The organism is Actinophytocola sp., from assembly GCF_045807065.1.
Lineage (GTDB): Bacteria > Actinomycetota > Actinomycetes > Mycobacteriales > Pseudonocardiaceae > Actinophytocola.
In genome coordinates, this window is sequence record NZ_JBJMIE010000678.1 from 1 (window position 1) to 12022 (window position 12022).

The window sequence follows — 12022 nt, forward strand, 5'->3', positions numbered from 1 at the left end:
GCCCTGGGCAGGCCCCTTCGGGGGCAGGCTGGCGCCTGCCTGCCTTGCCCCCGCCACCACCACCGAACTGCCTTGGGGGGAGGTCTGTTTCGCCACCCTGGCCATAGGGCTGGGTCCGGCTCCGTCACCTTGGGCACGGGGGCTTGGGTCGCCTGCGTCACCTCGACCACGGGGCTCGGGCCGCCTGCGTCACCTTGCGCCTGGGGCTCGGGTCGCCTTCGTCACTTTGGCGACGTGGCTGGGTTCGGCTCCGCCACTCTGGTCACGGGGCTCGGTCGCGTTCGTCACCTTCGTCACGGGGGTTTTGGTCGCCCTGTTCGCCCTCGGCAGGTTTCCTGAGTCGATTACCGGGTTGTTACTCGCGGTCCCTACCGTCGAGGGAAGGCTTGCCCTTTGAAATCACTCGGTTCGGGAAGGTTAGCCCATGTCCACTACTGGTGAACCGTCGCAGTTGGTTGCTGGGCGTAAGGAGTGGGTGGGGCTTGGGCTGTTGGTCCTGCCGTCGCTGCTTCTGTTCATGATGTTGACGATCCTGTTTCTCGCTATTCCGCACATTGCCGCGGACTTGCGGCCCAGCAGCACGCAGATGTTGTGGATCGTCGACATCTACGGGTTTCTCATGGCCGGGTTCCTTGTGGCCATGGGTACGCTCGGTGATCGGGTTGGGCGTCGGCTTGTGTTTACCGTTGGGGCTGCGGTGTTCGCGGTCGTCTCGTTCGTTGCCGCCTTTACCGGGGATCCCGGGTGGATGATCTTTTGGCGGGCGATACTCGGCGTCGCGGCCGCGGCGGTCATGCCGGCCACCCTCGGGTTGATCTTCTCGATGTTCCTCAACCCCAAGCAGCGTGGGATCGCGATTGGGGCCTGGGCGGCCAGCATCTCCGTTGGTGTCGCGCTTGGGCCTCTGCTGTCCGGGGTGTTGATCGAGGTGTTCAACTGGCGGGCCACGTTCCTGGTCGCCGTGCCCGTCATGGCTCTAGTGGCCGTTGGGGCGCCCTTCCTGCTGCCGGAGCACAAGGACCCGGGGGCCGGCAAACTTGACCTGCTCAGCGTCGGGTTGTTGCTCGCCACGCTGTTGCCGTTGATCTATGGTGTCAAGACGCTCGCCAAGGATGACTCGGGGGCGGTCGCGCTCGGGGGGATCGTCGTCGGGGTCGCGTTCGGGGTCTGGTTCGTGGTGCGGCAGCTGCGGTCCAGTGCGCCGTTGCTCGACGTGCGGTTGTTCGCCAACCGGACGGTGTCCGGGGCGCTTTCCGTTTACATCCTTGCCGCGTTGGCCATGGGGGGCATCTACCTGATGTTCACCCAGTACCTGCAGCTCGTCGCGGCATTGTCGCCGTTGCGGACCGGGCTTGCGATCCTGCCCGCCGCCCTGGTTCTTGTTGGGGTGTCGCTGTTCTCGCCGATCCTGGCGCGGCGGGTGCGGCCCGGGTACATCATCGCGGGTGGGCTTGCCGTGCAGGTCGTCGGGTACCTCATGCTCACGCAGGTGAACAGCACGACTGGGCTGCCGTTGCTGCTCGCCGGGTTCATCGTGCTCTATCCGGCCGTCAACCCGGCCATGGCGCTCACCACCGGGCTCATCGTCGGGTCCGTACCGCCGGAGAAGGCCGGGGCCGCGTCCGGGCTGTCCACCACGGCCAACGACCTCGGGCTTTCCCTGGGTGTCGCGTTGATCGGCAGCGTCGGGGTTGCCGCCTACCGCAACGACATCGTGTTGCCCGGTGGGTTGCCGGCGGGTGTCGCGGGCGCGGCGCGGGAAAGTCTCGACGGTGCGGTGTCCGCCGCGCAGGGGCTCCCTTCGGAGGTCGCCAGCACGGTGCTGGGGCCGGCCCGGGCCGCGTTCACCAGTGGGCTCAACCTCGCCGCGGTCATCGCCGCGGTGGTTGCCGCGGTGGGGGCTGTGGTGGCGGCCACTCGGCTCAGGCACGTGCCGCCCACGGGTGCGCCGGTCCAGGACGAGTCGCAGCAGTCCACAGTGGATGCGTGACTGACAGTGGACAGGGTGAGCTTCGGTCGCGAGCTGTTCTCGGGGCGGCTTCGGGTCGACCTTCTCGACTCCCTGCCGCCGCTTGGGCTCGACCCGGACAGCGAGGAGTTCCTGGCTCGGTTGCGCACCTTCTGCGAGGAGAAGGTCGACGCGCGGCTCATCGAGCGGGAGGACCGGATTCCGGACGAGGTCATCAACGGGCTCAAGGACCTCGGTGCGTTCGCCATCAAGATTCCCCGGGAGTACGGCGGGTTGGGGTTGCCCGGGGTGTGTTACCACCGGGCGTTGATGATCGTCTGCAGCACGCACTCCTCGCTGGGGGAGCTGCTCGGTGCGCACCAGGCCATCGGGCTGGTCCAGCCGTTGCGGTTGTTCGGGACCGATGAGCAGAAGCGTGAGCTGCTGCCCAGGTGTGTGCGGGAGATCTCCGGGTTCATCCTCACCGAGCCGGACATCGGCAACGACCCCTTCCGCGTGCGTACCACCGCGACACCGGTCGACGGCGGGTATGTCCTCGATGGAGTGAAGCTCTGGACCACCAACGGGGTGCTCGCGGACTTCCTCGCCGTGATGGCCATGGCACCCGGTGGGATGTCCGCCTTCGTGGTCGAGACCGACGCGCCCGGGTTCACGGTCGAGTACCGCAACTCGTTCCTCGGGTTGCGTGGGCTGGAGAACGGGGTGATCCGGCTGCACGACGTCTTCGTGCCGGCGGATCGGCTGATCGGTCCGGAGGGGCAGGGGCTCGAGGTCGCACTCGCCGCGCAGGACACCGGGCGGCTGTCGCTGCCGGCGGTCTGTGCCGCGGTGGCCAAGTGGAGCCTGAAGATCGCCCGTGAGTGGTCGCGGGTGCGCGTCCAGTGGGACCGGCCGATCGGTGCGCACGAGGCCGTGGCCAGCAAGATCGCGTTCATCGCGGCGACCGGGTTCGCGTTGGAGGCCATGGTCGAGGTGACCGGGCGGCACGCGGACGCCGGGGTGGTCGACACCCGCGTGGAGGGTGAGCTGGCCAAGCTGTTCGCGTCGGAGATGGCCTGGCGGATCGCGGACGAGCTGGTGCAGATCCGCGGCGGGCGCGGATACGAGACGGCCGAGTCGGCGGCCGCGCGTGGTGAGCGCGGGGTGCCGGTCGAGCAGTTGTTGCGGGACACCAGGATCGGTCGCATCTTCGACGGGTCCACCGAGGCGTTGCGGGTGTTCATCGCCACCGACGTGCTGGCGGCGGAGGTTCCCGGGCACGGGCGTCCGGCGCGGGCCGGTGAGTCGGCGCGGTCGTTCGGGGTGCTCGGCGAGCACGTGCGGTTCGCGGACCGGGCGGCGCGGCGGCTGGCCGGGCGGCTCGACACCGGAAAGGCGCGGTGGGGCGCGGAGATCGGCGAGCGGCAGCTGTTCCTCGGTCGCGTGGTCGACATCGCCGCCGAGCTGTACGCGATGACCGCCTCCTGCGTGTACGCCAAGGCACTCGGGGACTCGGCGGTCGAGCTGGCCGACGCGTTCTGCCGGCAGTCACGGCGGCGGGTGGCCGAGCTGAGCGACCGCTTGCGGGTCAACACGGACACCCACGACGCGGCGGTCGCCGCGCGGGTGCTGGCGGACAGCTACACATGGCTGGAGGAGGGGGTGCTGGACGCGTCCATCGAGGGGCCGTGGATCGCGGAGCCGGTGCCCGGGCCGTCCACCCGGCCGAACCTGCATCGCAAGATCCGGAGGCAGTGATGGACGTCGGCGCACTGGTGGAACAGGCCCAACAGTCCCTTGTCCGAACCCCCAACCGCTTCCTCGGCGCGTTGGAGACCGGCACGGTGACACCCGCCCGGCTGCGTGTGTTGGCGGGGGAGCTGTACTGGCTGGTGTCGAGTGACCGGCGGAGCTGCGCGCTGCTGGCCGAGCGGTTCCCGTCGTCGCCGTTGTTCGCGGGTCTGGCGGAGGGCGAGGAGGAGGCGCTGCGGCTGTTGCTGGACTTCGCCGCCGCGGTGGACCTGTCGGAGGCGGACCTGCGTGCGTACGAACCGCGGCCCCTCGCGCAGGCGTACCCGGCCTTCCTGGCGCAGACCGCCGCGTTCGGGCCGCGGTCGGCGCTGCCGTTCGCGTTGCTGGTGAACGTCGAGGAGTCCGGCGGGTACTACACGCGTGCCGCGGACGCCCTGGTCGCCCGGTACGGGTTCACCGAGCAGGCGGTCGCGCACTTCCGGTTCTTCGCGGACACACCGGAAGAAGTGCTGAAGCTCGCGGTGGACACCGTCGTCACCGGACTGTCCGAAGGAGACTACCCGGTGGCGCTGCTGCGGGTCGCTCGGATGGTCAACGCCTACGAGACGGCGTTCTGGTCGACCGTGGCGGATTAGGGGACCGCCACCTCGACGCGGCGGTCGATGCGGTCCTCGAGCCACGTGCTCGTGTCGATGAGCCAGAGCCGGTCCACGGTGATCTGGTAGATGCGGTGGTTCGCCGGCGCGAGGAGCGCCGCCACCGGAAGTGTGTACTCCGCGCGGTCCTTCTCGTCGGGGAGCAGGGCGTCGTAGAACGTGCCGTGGTGCCGGTGGACCTCGTCCTCGGTGAGCTCGCGGCAGGTGCCGGTGAACTGTGCGCCGTCGACCGCCGTCAGGTCGCCGTCGCCCGTCACGAACAGCGAGCCGCTCACGGTCGGGTTCGCGGTGATGTGCCTGCTGTGCCTGGACTGTGTGGCCGAGCCGAACAGGAAACGCAGCGGCTGGGAGAGCCGGGCGTACTGCAGCACGGCCGACCACGGCTCCCCGTGGGCGGACACCGTGGACAGTGCGAGGTATTTGGCCTCCGCCAGTATCCGTTCGGTGCGCTCGGCGCTCATGCCTACCAGGCTAGGCGCGATTTCCGGTGCGCGGCAATGGTTCGGCCAGTTACCCGGCGGTTTCCCCGTGGGGTTAGGTTTCCCTGATCGGGTAGGTCAGGAGGCGCGGGATGACCGACTTCAGCGCGCGAGCGTCCGTGAAGATCGATGGCCGGGGCGGCCGGTACCTGTACGCACAGGCCGACGAGCTGCGAGCGGCGGGGCCCGCGGTGGCCGTCGAGCTGCCGGACGGCCGGCCGGCGTGGTCGGTCAGCCGGGGCGAGGTGGTGCGTTTCCTGTCGGCACACCCGGGTGTCTCCGGGCACGTGGCGCCGGGTCCGGAGCCGATCACGCCGCCGCGCCCGGATGTGGCGACGCTGCTGGACGAGCTGGCCGCGCAGCCGGCCGACGAGCCAATCGACCTGCGGGCGACCTACTCACGGCGGCTGCCCGTGACGGCCGGCTTCGGCAGCCGGGCGACGGTCGCGCTGATCAACCACACCATCCGGGAGCTGCTGGCGAACCCGGACCAGCTGGCGACGTTGATCACCCAACCCAACCGCTGGCCCGACGCACTGGAGGAGTCTCTGCGGGTGCACTGCCCGGTGGCCTCGGTGCTGCGCCGGGCCGAGGAGGACATCGACCTGGGCGACGGCGTGACCGTCCGCGCGGGCGAGGCGATCCTCCTCAACCACCTGGCCCACGGCCGCGACCCGAACGTGCACGAGGACCCGGAGATCTTCGACATCGACCGGGCGAGCAAGGAACACCTGGCGTTCGGCGTCGGCCCGCACTCCTGCCCGGCGGCCGACCGGGCACTGCTGGAGGCCGAGGTGGCGATCCGGATACTGCTCGACCGCTTCCCCAGGCTGCACCTGGCCGTGCCGCCGGAGCGGATCCCGCCGCTGCCGTCGTTCACCATCAACGACGTGGCCACGCTCCCGGTCCTCCTCCGCCACCGCCTGGCCAAGGCCGCCTGACCCTGCCGCGTCAGGCGTTGCAGCGCCTGGTGTCGGCGGACGGCCACCGCGGAGCCGGACTCCTGGCGCCCCTGGACTCACTCCGCGTACAGCCGCGAGACGCCGCGCAGGACCTCCGCACGCAGCTCGTCGGCCGGCTCGTCGGCGTGGGCGATGACCGGGTCGCTGAGCGCGGCGATGGCCTGGGCTGCGCGCACCTTGTCGCGCAGGGTCGGGTCCGGGCCCGCCGCGAGCCGGTTGGCCTGGAACATCAGGTCCCGGAACCGGCTGACCGTCGGGGCCTGGGCCAGCAGCGCGAGGTCGTGCATCACGTTGTCCCGCAACAGGGTGCGGTGCCGCAGGTACACGTCGACGATCCCCGCGAACACCTCCTCCCGCGACGTGACGCCGTCGAGCGCCGCCGCCATGTCGGCCAGGAACGGCTCGGCGACCGCGGCGAGGATGTCCGCCTTGGTGGGGAAGTGGTACAGCACCGCGGTCTTGGTCATGCCCAGCTGCTCGGCGATCTCGCGGACCGACGTGTGCTGGTAGCCCTGCTGGACGAACAGACGGCGGGCGGCGGCGAGTATCTGCGCGCGGGTGCTGAGCATGTTCTCAGCATAACGTTGCCTGACCGGTGGTCAGATATGTGCGCTCGGATTGTCTGACCGTTGGTCAGGAAAAGGGGGAGAGAAATTATGGAAATCCTGAGTTTCCGGCGCCGGTCTCGCTGGGCCGTCGCTCGCGTTCTGGCTGGTCCGGGCCGGGCACGAGGTCACCGTCGTCGAACGCGCCGCCCGGCCGCTCGCCCACCGACGTGCGTGGGCCGGACGTGGCCGAGCGGATGGGGTTCGGCCCGCCGCCTGCTGGGTCGCTAACCTGCCGGCATGGCGACACGCAGGGCGCAGCTGTTCGGCGGCGAGGACGACCCCCGGTTCGCGACCCCCGTGACCGGCGACGAGCGGGCCGTGCTCGCCGCGACCCTCCGGGCGCAGCGCGCGACGCTGGAGGTGAAGTGCGCCGGGCTCGCCGCGGAGCTGGCCGAGCGGTCGGTGCCGCCGTCCACGCTGTCGCTGCTCGGGTTGGTGCGGCACCTCGCGGACGTCGAGCGCCGGTGGTTCCGCCAGGTGCTCGCCGGGCAGGACGCGCCGCCACTGTTCTCCTCGGCCGACGCCCCGGACGGCGACTTCGACGGCGCGGTCGCGGACGCGGCGGTCATCGCCGGGGCGTGGGCGGCGTGGCGGGTGGAGGTGGCGTTCGCGGAGCGGTTCACCGCGAACGCGCCGGACCTGGACGTCACCGGCGAGGACGGCTGGCGCGGCACGGTGTCCCTGCGGTGGGTGCTGATCCACATGGTGGAGGAGTACGCGCGCCACAACGGCCACGCGGACCTGCTCCGCGAACGCATCGACGGCGCGGTGGGCGCCTAGCCGTCCATCGTGGACATCGCGGAAGGTCCGTGTGGACCGTTCACCACATGTCCTCGAAGCGGGAGCCGAGCATCACGCGGGCCATGGTGGCCTTGATGACGCGGCGCAGCTCGGTCGGGCTCTCGAGCTCCGGCAGTGTCTCGAAGACGGCGCGGCTGACGTCCAGAAGGGTCACGCCGCGGGTGCCGTCCTCGCCGCCGAGCACGAACCACGCCCAGCACCGGTAGGACTCGGGTTCGGCGACCGGTCCGCCGTTGCGCAGCATCGGACACAGGAACACCCCGGCGACCGACTCGACCTGGCGCAGCAGCGCGTCCTCCGAGCTCCACCGCCGTGCCCACTCGTTGACGACGTTCTCCCGCTGGATGCGCAACAGCTCGTCCGTGGTGGCGACGCGGACGGTGAAGTCCGGGTCGCCCCACTGGACTTCCGACCGCCGGCGAAGTGGTATGTCCTCTGTCAAGTTGACCAATCCACGGGTGAACGCGCGAGATTGGCAAGGGTATAGGGCGGGTACTCACGGCCGAAGATCTCTACCCCCGAAAGGATCCCCCCATGGTTGCGATACTCGGTGCGGTCTTCTTCGCCATCGCGCTGATCATGGACCTGGCGGACGCGTCGCCGGTCATCGGCCCGAGCGCGTTCATCGCCGCCGGTCTGCTGTGCCTGGCCCTGCACATGGCCGGCATCGGCAACAGAATGCCCGTGCGCAACGGCCGTCGCTGGAGTTACCGCCGCTAGAACTCGTTGCGGCATCGGGGTGATGTCGCGGTTCGGCGGGGTGACATGAGCGCTTTCCGCTCGTGGCGAGAGTTACGTTCAGGAACTGTGCGAACCGGCGACGTGCTCGAACGACACCCACTGCCAGAGAACCTGTTGCCCGCGCACGCCGCGGACGGAACCCGAGTCGTGTACCGGGGCGTCGGCTACGACGGCGCCTGGCGCGCGGTGAGCGGCTCGGTGTTCGTCCCGTTCGGTTCCGCCCCGCCGAGCGGATGGCCGGTGGTGAGCTATGCCCACGGCACCACCGGCCTCGCGGACCACTGTGCCCCGTCCCGGGCCGGCCTGACCCGTCACGAACGGGACCACGTGGGACGCTGGCTCGCCGCGGGCTACGCCGTGGCCGCCACGGACTACGAAGGCCTCGCGACTCCCGGTCCCCACCCGTACTTCCACGGCGAGGCGGTGGCGGACGACGTCATCGACATCGTCCGCGCCGCGCGGCACCTCCACGACCGAGTCGGTCGGACCTGGCTGGTGGTCGGCTTCTCCCAGGGTGCCCACGCCGCGCTGTTCACCGCGCTGATGGCCACCCGCTACGCACCGGAGCTGGACTTCCGCGGCACGGTCGCGTTGGCCCCACCGGTGAACCTCCCGACCCTGGTGCGGTTCCTGACGGCGGCGGGCGGGCGGCCGGTGTCGCTGCTGCTGCCGTTCCTGCTTGCGGGTGTGCGGGTCGCGCACCCGGACGTCGACGCCCGCGTCTTCCTCACGGCCACCGGCCGCGATCTCGTGGAGCTGGCCACCCGCGCGACGCTCGTCGAGATGTACCGGGCCACGCGCGGCCTCACCAACGACGACGCGGGCCTGACCGACGTGCACCACCGTCCCGGCATGGCCGCGATCCTGGAGGCGTGCCGCGTGCCGGTGACGAGAATGGACCGCCCGGTCTACGTCACCGCGGGCACGGCCGACGACATCGTGCCGGCGGAGGTGGTCGCGTCGTTCGTCACGGAGCTGCGCTACGCGGGCGCGGACGTGATCTTCGACCGGCACGACGGCGCCAACCACGTGGACCTGCTGGCCGCCGGCCTGGACGCGATCATCGACTGGGCGACGCGGATCGTCCGCGCCCGCACGGGTTTCGACTGGTTCGACGCGGACCACGACGGCGAGCTGACGGGCGACGACCTGGCCGTCTACGCCCTGCGACTGGCCCAGGCATGCGGCGCACCACCGGGTTCACTGGCGGCCAGAGCCGTACGCGCGGGCTACGCAGCCCTGTGGCAGGCGATCGCGAACAGCGCCGACATGAACACCGACGGCTCGGTCGACCGCACCGAGTTCCTCCACCACGTGGAGACCGGCGACGGCTTCGAACGCGAGATCGCCGCACTGGCGGACGCGGTACTCCACATGGCACAGTCGAGCGAGTCTGTCTCGGCGACCGACATCGAGTCCGCGGTCCGCGACCCGGGCCGAACCGACCACTGGCTCTTCGGCCGCCTCTAGGCCCGGGCTAGCTCCATACCTCGCGCACCGCGGCCACCACCGACGACGCCTGTGCCAGGCCGGCGCGGGCGGCGGCGGCGCGGGCCGCCGGGTCGAGCATGTTGCGTCCGAAGGCCCGGGAAGCGGCGGCGTCCGGCGTCACCAGCGCCACCTCCGCGGACCGGCGCAGCTCCTCGACCTGTGCGGCGACGCCGGTCATCGGGCCGAAGGAGCGGGGCATCGGGGACAGCACGACCACCCGCGAGCACCCCTCGGCCAGGTCCGCGTTGGATCCCGACCGCACCCCGCCGTCCATGTACCGCTTGCCCTCGATGGTGACCGGTGGCCACACGCCGGGCACCGCGCAGCTGGCCGCCACCGCCCGCACCAGCGGCACCCCGCCGTCCCGGTCGAACACCCGGAACGCCCCGGTCTCGATGTCCACGGCCGTGATCAGCAACCGCACCGAGGACGGCCACGACTGGACCGGCAGCCGCGACTCGATCACCGCGATCCGGTCCGCCTCCGTCGCCGTGGTCGGCGCTCGCCGCGCGAGGCGGCCGATCCGCTGCCGGACCCGCTGCGGCGCCTGGGATCCCACCATCGCGAGCGCGAACCGGGCCATCGTCGTCGGGCCGAATGCCGCGGCGATCTCCCCGTCCGGCGGCACGAGCTGGGCCTGGTACCGCTGCGCCGGGTCGAGCCCGTTGGCCACCTGCGCCCCGACCACGGACCCGGCGGACGTGCCGATCACCAGGTCCGCCGAGCGCAGGTCGACCCCGGCGGACGCGAGGCCCGCGAGCACCCCCCACTCCCACGCGATCCCGGTGATCCCGCCGCCACCCAGCACCAAAGCACGTGTCATGCCACAAACCTAACGGGACTAGCCTCCTCGATGTGACCGTCGAGTTGACCGTGCTCTCACGTGTCGCGTTCCGGGGGAGGGAGATCACCGGTCCCCGGCTGCGCGCCCTCCTGGCCCTGCTCGCCGGCGAGCCCGCCGGCGCGAGCGCGGCGCGGCTGGTCGACGGCATCTGGCCGGAGGACCGGCCGGACAACCCCACCAAGGCCCTCCAGATCCTGGTCTCGCGCATCCGCGCCCAGCTCGGCGACACCCTCATCACCCGCACCCCCACCGGCTACCGCCTCGCGCTGGCCGAGGAGCAGGTCGACGCCCAGGCCGTCCTCCAGCACGCCGCCCGGGCCGCCCAGGCCGCCAAACACGGCGATCACGCCACGGCACTCCACCACGCCGAGGCGGGCCTGGCGCTGTGGGCAGGCCCACCGAAGACCGAGGAGCCCCAGGACCCCCTCACCGACCTGCGGGCCGAGCGAGCGGTCACCTACCGCACCCTCACACGCGCGCGGGCCCTCGCGCTCGCCCGCCTCGAACGGCACGCCGACGCCTTCGGCGCGCTCGCGGAGCTGGCCGTCGAGTACCCGCGTGACGAGGAGATCCTCGCGGAGCTCCTCAGGGCCGAGGCCGTGACCACGAGCCCGGCCGCGGCCATGGCCCGCTACGACGCCTACCGCCGCGCGCTGCGGGACGAGCTGGGTGCCGACCCGGGCCCCGCGCTGCGCCAGGCGCACCAGCGGCTGCTCCAGGACGAGCAGCCGAGCGTCCGGCGGGGTGTCGCGCACGAGCCGAACCCGCTGCTGGGCCGGGACGCCGACCTCGCCGCCGTCGCCGACCTGCTGGGCAGCGCGCGGGTGGTGTCGGTCGTGGGGCCCGGCGGGCTGGGCAAGACCCGCCTCGCCCACGCCGTGAGCAGGCGGTCCACCAGGCGGGCCGTGGAGTTCGTCAGCCTTGCCGGCGTCGCCAGGGACGGGAACGTGGTCGCCGAGGTCGCGTCGGCCCTCGGTGTCGTCGAGCTGCCGCACCTCGGCGCGAAGTCCGTCACCGGCATCGTGGACGCGCTCGGCCCGGGTGCGCTGCTCGTGCTCGACAACTGCGAGCACGTGCTCGCCGCGACCGCGGACCTGGTCGCCACGCTCGTCGCCGTGGCGCGCGACCTGCGGATCCTCACCACCAGTCGGGCGCCGCTCGGCCTGTCGTCGGAGTCGGTCTACCTCCTGCCGGAGCTGGACCAGGCCACCACCGAGGAGCTGTTCCGCCAGCGCGCCACCGCCGCCCGCTCCGGCGTCGACCTGCCGGCGGATGCCGTCGCCGAGCTGTGCGCCCGCCTCGACGGCCTCCCGCTCGCCGTCGAGCTGGCCGCCGCGCGGGTGCGGGTCCTGTCGGTCGCCGAGATCAACCGGCGGCTCGCGGACCGGTTCGCGCTGCTCCGCGGCGGCCGCCGGGACGCGCCCGAGCGCCACCACACGCTGCGGGCGGTCGTCGACTGGAGCTGGCACCTGCTGGACGCCGACGGCCAGCGGGCCTTGCGGACCCTGTCGGTCTTCTGCGGGGGTTCGACGGCCGAGGCGGCGGACCACGTGCTGGGCGCCGAATCGTTCGACCTGCTGGAGCACCTGGTCGACCAGTCGCTGCTCAAGGTGACCGACACCCCGACGGGCGTGCGGTTCCGGATGCTGGAGACCGTCCGCGAGTTCGGCGCGGCCCGGCTGGCCGAGTCCGCCGACACCGAGCGGGCGATCGACGGCTTCCTCGCCTGGACGCGGGACC

The 12022-nt window shown here is 71.6% G+C and carries 12 protein-coding genes; 8 read left to right on the top strand and 4 right to left on the bottom strand.

What is annotated here, in order from left to right; genetic code table 11:
• Positions 1-490: 490 nt before the first annotated feature.
• The 3 genes from ACJ73U_RS39870 to ACJ73U_RS39880 are packed head-to-tail and all read left to right on the top strand — an operon-like array spanning position 491 to position 4335.
• Positions 491-1990 carry an MFS transporter gene (locus ACJ73U_RS39870; RefSeq protein ID WP_407782972.1) on the top strand — a complete coding sequence of 500 codons (1500 nt, stop codon included), beginning with the start codon at positions 491-493 and terminating at the stop codon, positions 1988-1990.
• 15 nt (positions 1991-2005) lie between these two features.
• On the top strand, positions 2006-3706 hold the full coding sequence (locus ACJ73U_RS39875; RefSeq protein WP_407782973.1) for an acyl-CoA dehydrogenase family protein: 1701 nt from the start codon (positions 2006-2008) through the stop codon (positions 3704-3706).
• Positions 3706-4335, top strand: coding sequence for a hypothetical protein (locus ACJ73U_RS39880; RefSeq protein ID WP_407782974.1), 630 nt, complete (start codon positions 3706-3708; stop codon positions 4333-4335). Before ACJ73U_RS39875 ends, ACJ73U_RS39880 begins: the two co-directional genes overlap by 1 nt.
• On the opposite strand, the gene ACJ73U_RS39885 is transcribed toward ACJ73U_RS39880, so the two are convergent.
• Positions 4332-4817, bottom strand: coding sequence for a pyridoxamine 5'-phosphate oxidase family protein (locus tag ACJ73U_RS39885; RefSeq protein ID WP_407782975.1), 486 nt, complete (start codon positions 4815-4817; stop codon positions 4332-4334). The genes ACJ73U_RS39880 and ACJ73U_RS39885 overlap by 4 nt on opposite strands.
• Positions 4818-4927: 110 nt before the next feature.
• Between ACJ73U_RS39885 and ACJ73U_RS39890 the strand changes: the two genes are divergently transcribed.
• The gene (locus ACJ73U_RS39890) at positions 4928-5776 is read left to right on the top strand and encodes a cytochrome P450 (RefSeq protein WP_407782976.1); all 849 of its coding nucleotides are present in this window, start codon (positions 4928-4930) and stop codon (positions 5774-5776) included.
• 77 nt (positions 5777-5853) lie between these two features.
• Here the strand turns inward: ACJ73U_RS39890 and ACJ73U_RS39895 are convergent, their stop codons facing one another.
• Complete coding sequence (locus ACJ73U_RS39895; protein ID WP_407782977.1) at positions 5854-6366, bottom strand: TetR/AcrR family transcriptional regulator; 513 nt, start codon at positions 6364-6366, stop codon at positions 5854-5856.
• 276 nt (positions 6367-6642) lie between these two features.
• On the opposite strand from ACJ73U_RS39895, the gene ACJ73U_RS39900 reads away from it, so the two are divergent.
• A complete protein-coding gene (locus tag ACJ73U_RS39900; protein ID WP_407782978.1) occupies positions 6643-7185 on the top strand; it encodes a DinB family protein in 543 nt (180 codons plus the stop codon).
• A 40-nt stretch (positions 7186-7225) separates the two neighbouring features.
• Here ACJ73U_RS39900 and ACJ73U_RS39905 read toward each other — a convergent pair whose 3' ends face one another.
• Positions 7226-7648 (bottom strand): hypothetical protein, encoded by a 423-nt coding sequence (locus ACJ73U_RS39905; protein ID WP_407782979.1) that lies wholly within the window; start codon positions 7646-7648, stop codon positions 7226-7228.
• 92 nt (positions 7649-7740) lie between these two features.
• Here ACJ73U_RS39905 and ACJ73U_RS39910 point away from each other — a divergent pair, with 92 nt between their 5' ends.
• Both ACJ73U_RS39910 and ACJ73U_RS39915 read left to right on the top strand, forming a co-directional pair.
• Positions 7741-7926 carry a hypothetical protein gene (locus ACJ73U_RS39910; protein WP_407782980.1) on the top strand — a complete coding sequence of 62 codons (186 nt, stop codon included), beginning with the start codon at positions 7741-7743 and terminating at the stop codon, positions 7924-7926.
• 87 nt (positions 7927-8013) lie between these two features.
• On the top strand, positions 8014-9417 hold the full coding sequence (locus ACJ73U_RS39915) for a lipase family protein (RefSeq protein ID WP_407782981.1): 1404 nt from the start codon (positions 8014-8016) through the stop codon (positions 9415-9417).
• 7 nt (positions 9418-9424) lie between these two features.
• Here ACJ73U_RS39915 and ACJ73U_RS39920 read toward each other — a convergent pair whose 3' ends face one another.
• On the bottom strand, positions 9425-10261 hold the full coding sequence (locus tag ACJ73U_RS39920; protein WP_407782982.1) for a patatin-like phospholipase family protein: 837 nt from the start codon (positions 10259-10261) through the stop codon (positions 9425-9427).
• A gap of 32 nt (positions 10262-10293) precedes the next feature.
• Between ACJ73U_RS39920 and ACJ73U_RS39925 the strand changes: the two genes are divergently transcribed.
• The coding region (locus ACJ73U_RS39925) for an ATP-binding protein (protein WP_407782983.1) at positions 10294-12022 on the top strand (1729 nt) is incomplete at its 3' end.

Excerpts from the sequence above, each read along its gene's own strand:
- ACJ73U_RS39920 (WP_407782982.1), bottom strand. The coding sequence starts at position 10,261 with ATGACACGTGCTTTGGTGCTGGGTGGCGGCGGGATCACCGGGATCGCG.
- ACJ73U_RS39890 (WP_407782976.1), top strand. The coding sequence starts at position 4,928 with ATGACCGACTTCAGCGCGCGAGCGTCCGTGAAGATCGATGGCCGGGGC.
- ACJ73U_RS39895 (WP_407782977.1), bottom strand. The coding sequence starts at position 6,366 with ATGCTCAGCACCCGCGCGCAGATACTCGCCGCCGCCCGCCGTCTGTTC.
- ACJ73U_RS39910 (WP_407782980.1), top strand. The coding sequence starts at position 7,741 with ATGGTTGCGATACTCGGTGCGGTCTTCTTCGCCATCGCGCTGATCATG.
- ACJ73U_RS39900 (WP_407782978.1), top strand. The coding sequence starts at position 6,643 with ATGGCGACACGCAGGGCGCAGCTGTTCGGCGGCGAGGACGACCCCCGG.
- ACJ73U_RS39885 (WP_407782975.1), bottom strand. The coding sequence starts at position 4,817 with ATGAGCGCCGAGCGCACCGAACGGATACTGGCGGAGGCCAAATACCTC.
- ACJ73U_RS39880 (WP_407782974.1), top strand. The coding sequence starts at position 3,706 with ATGGACGTCGGCGCACTGGTGGAACAGGCCCAACAGTCCCTTGTCCGA.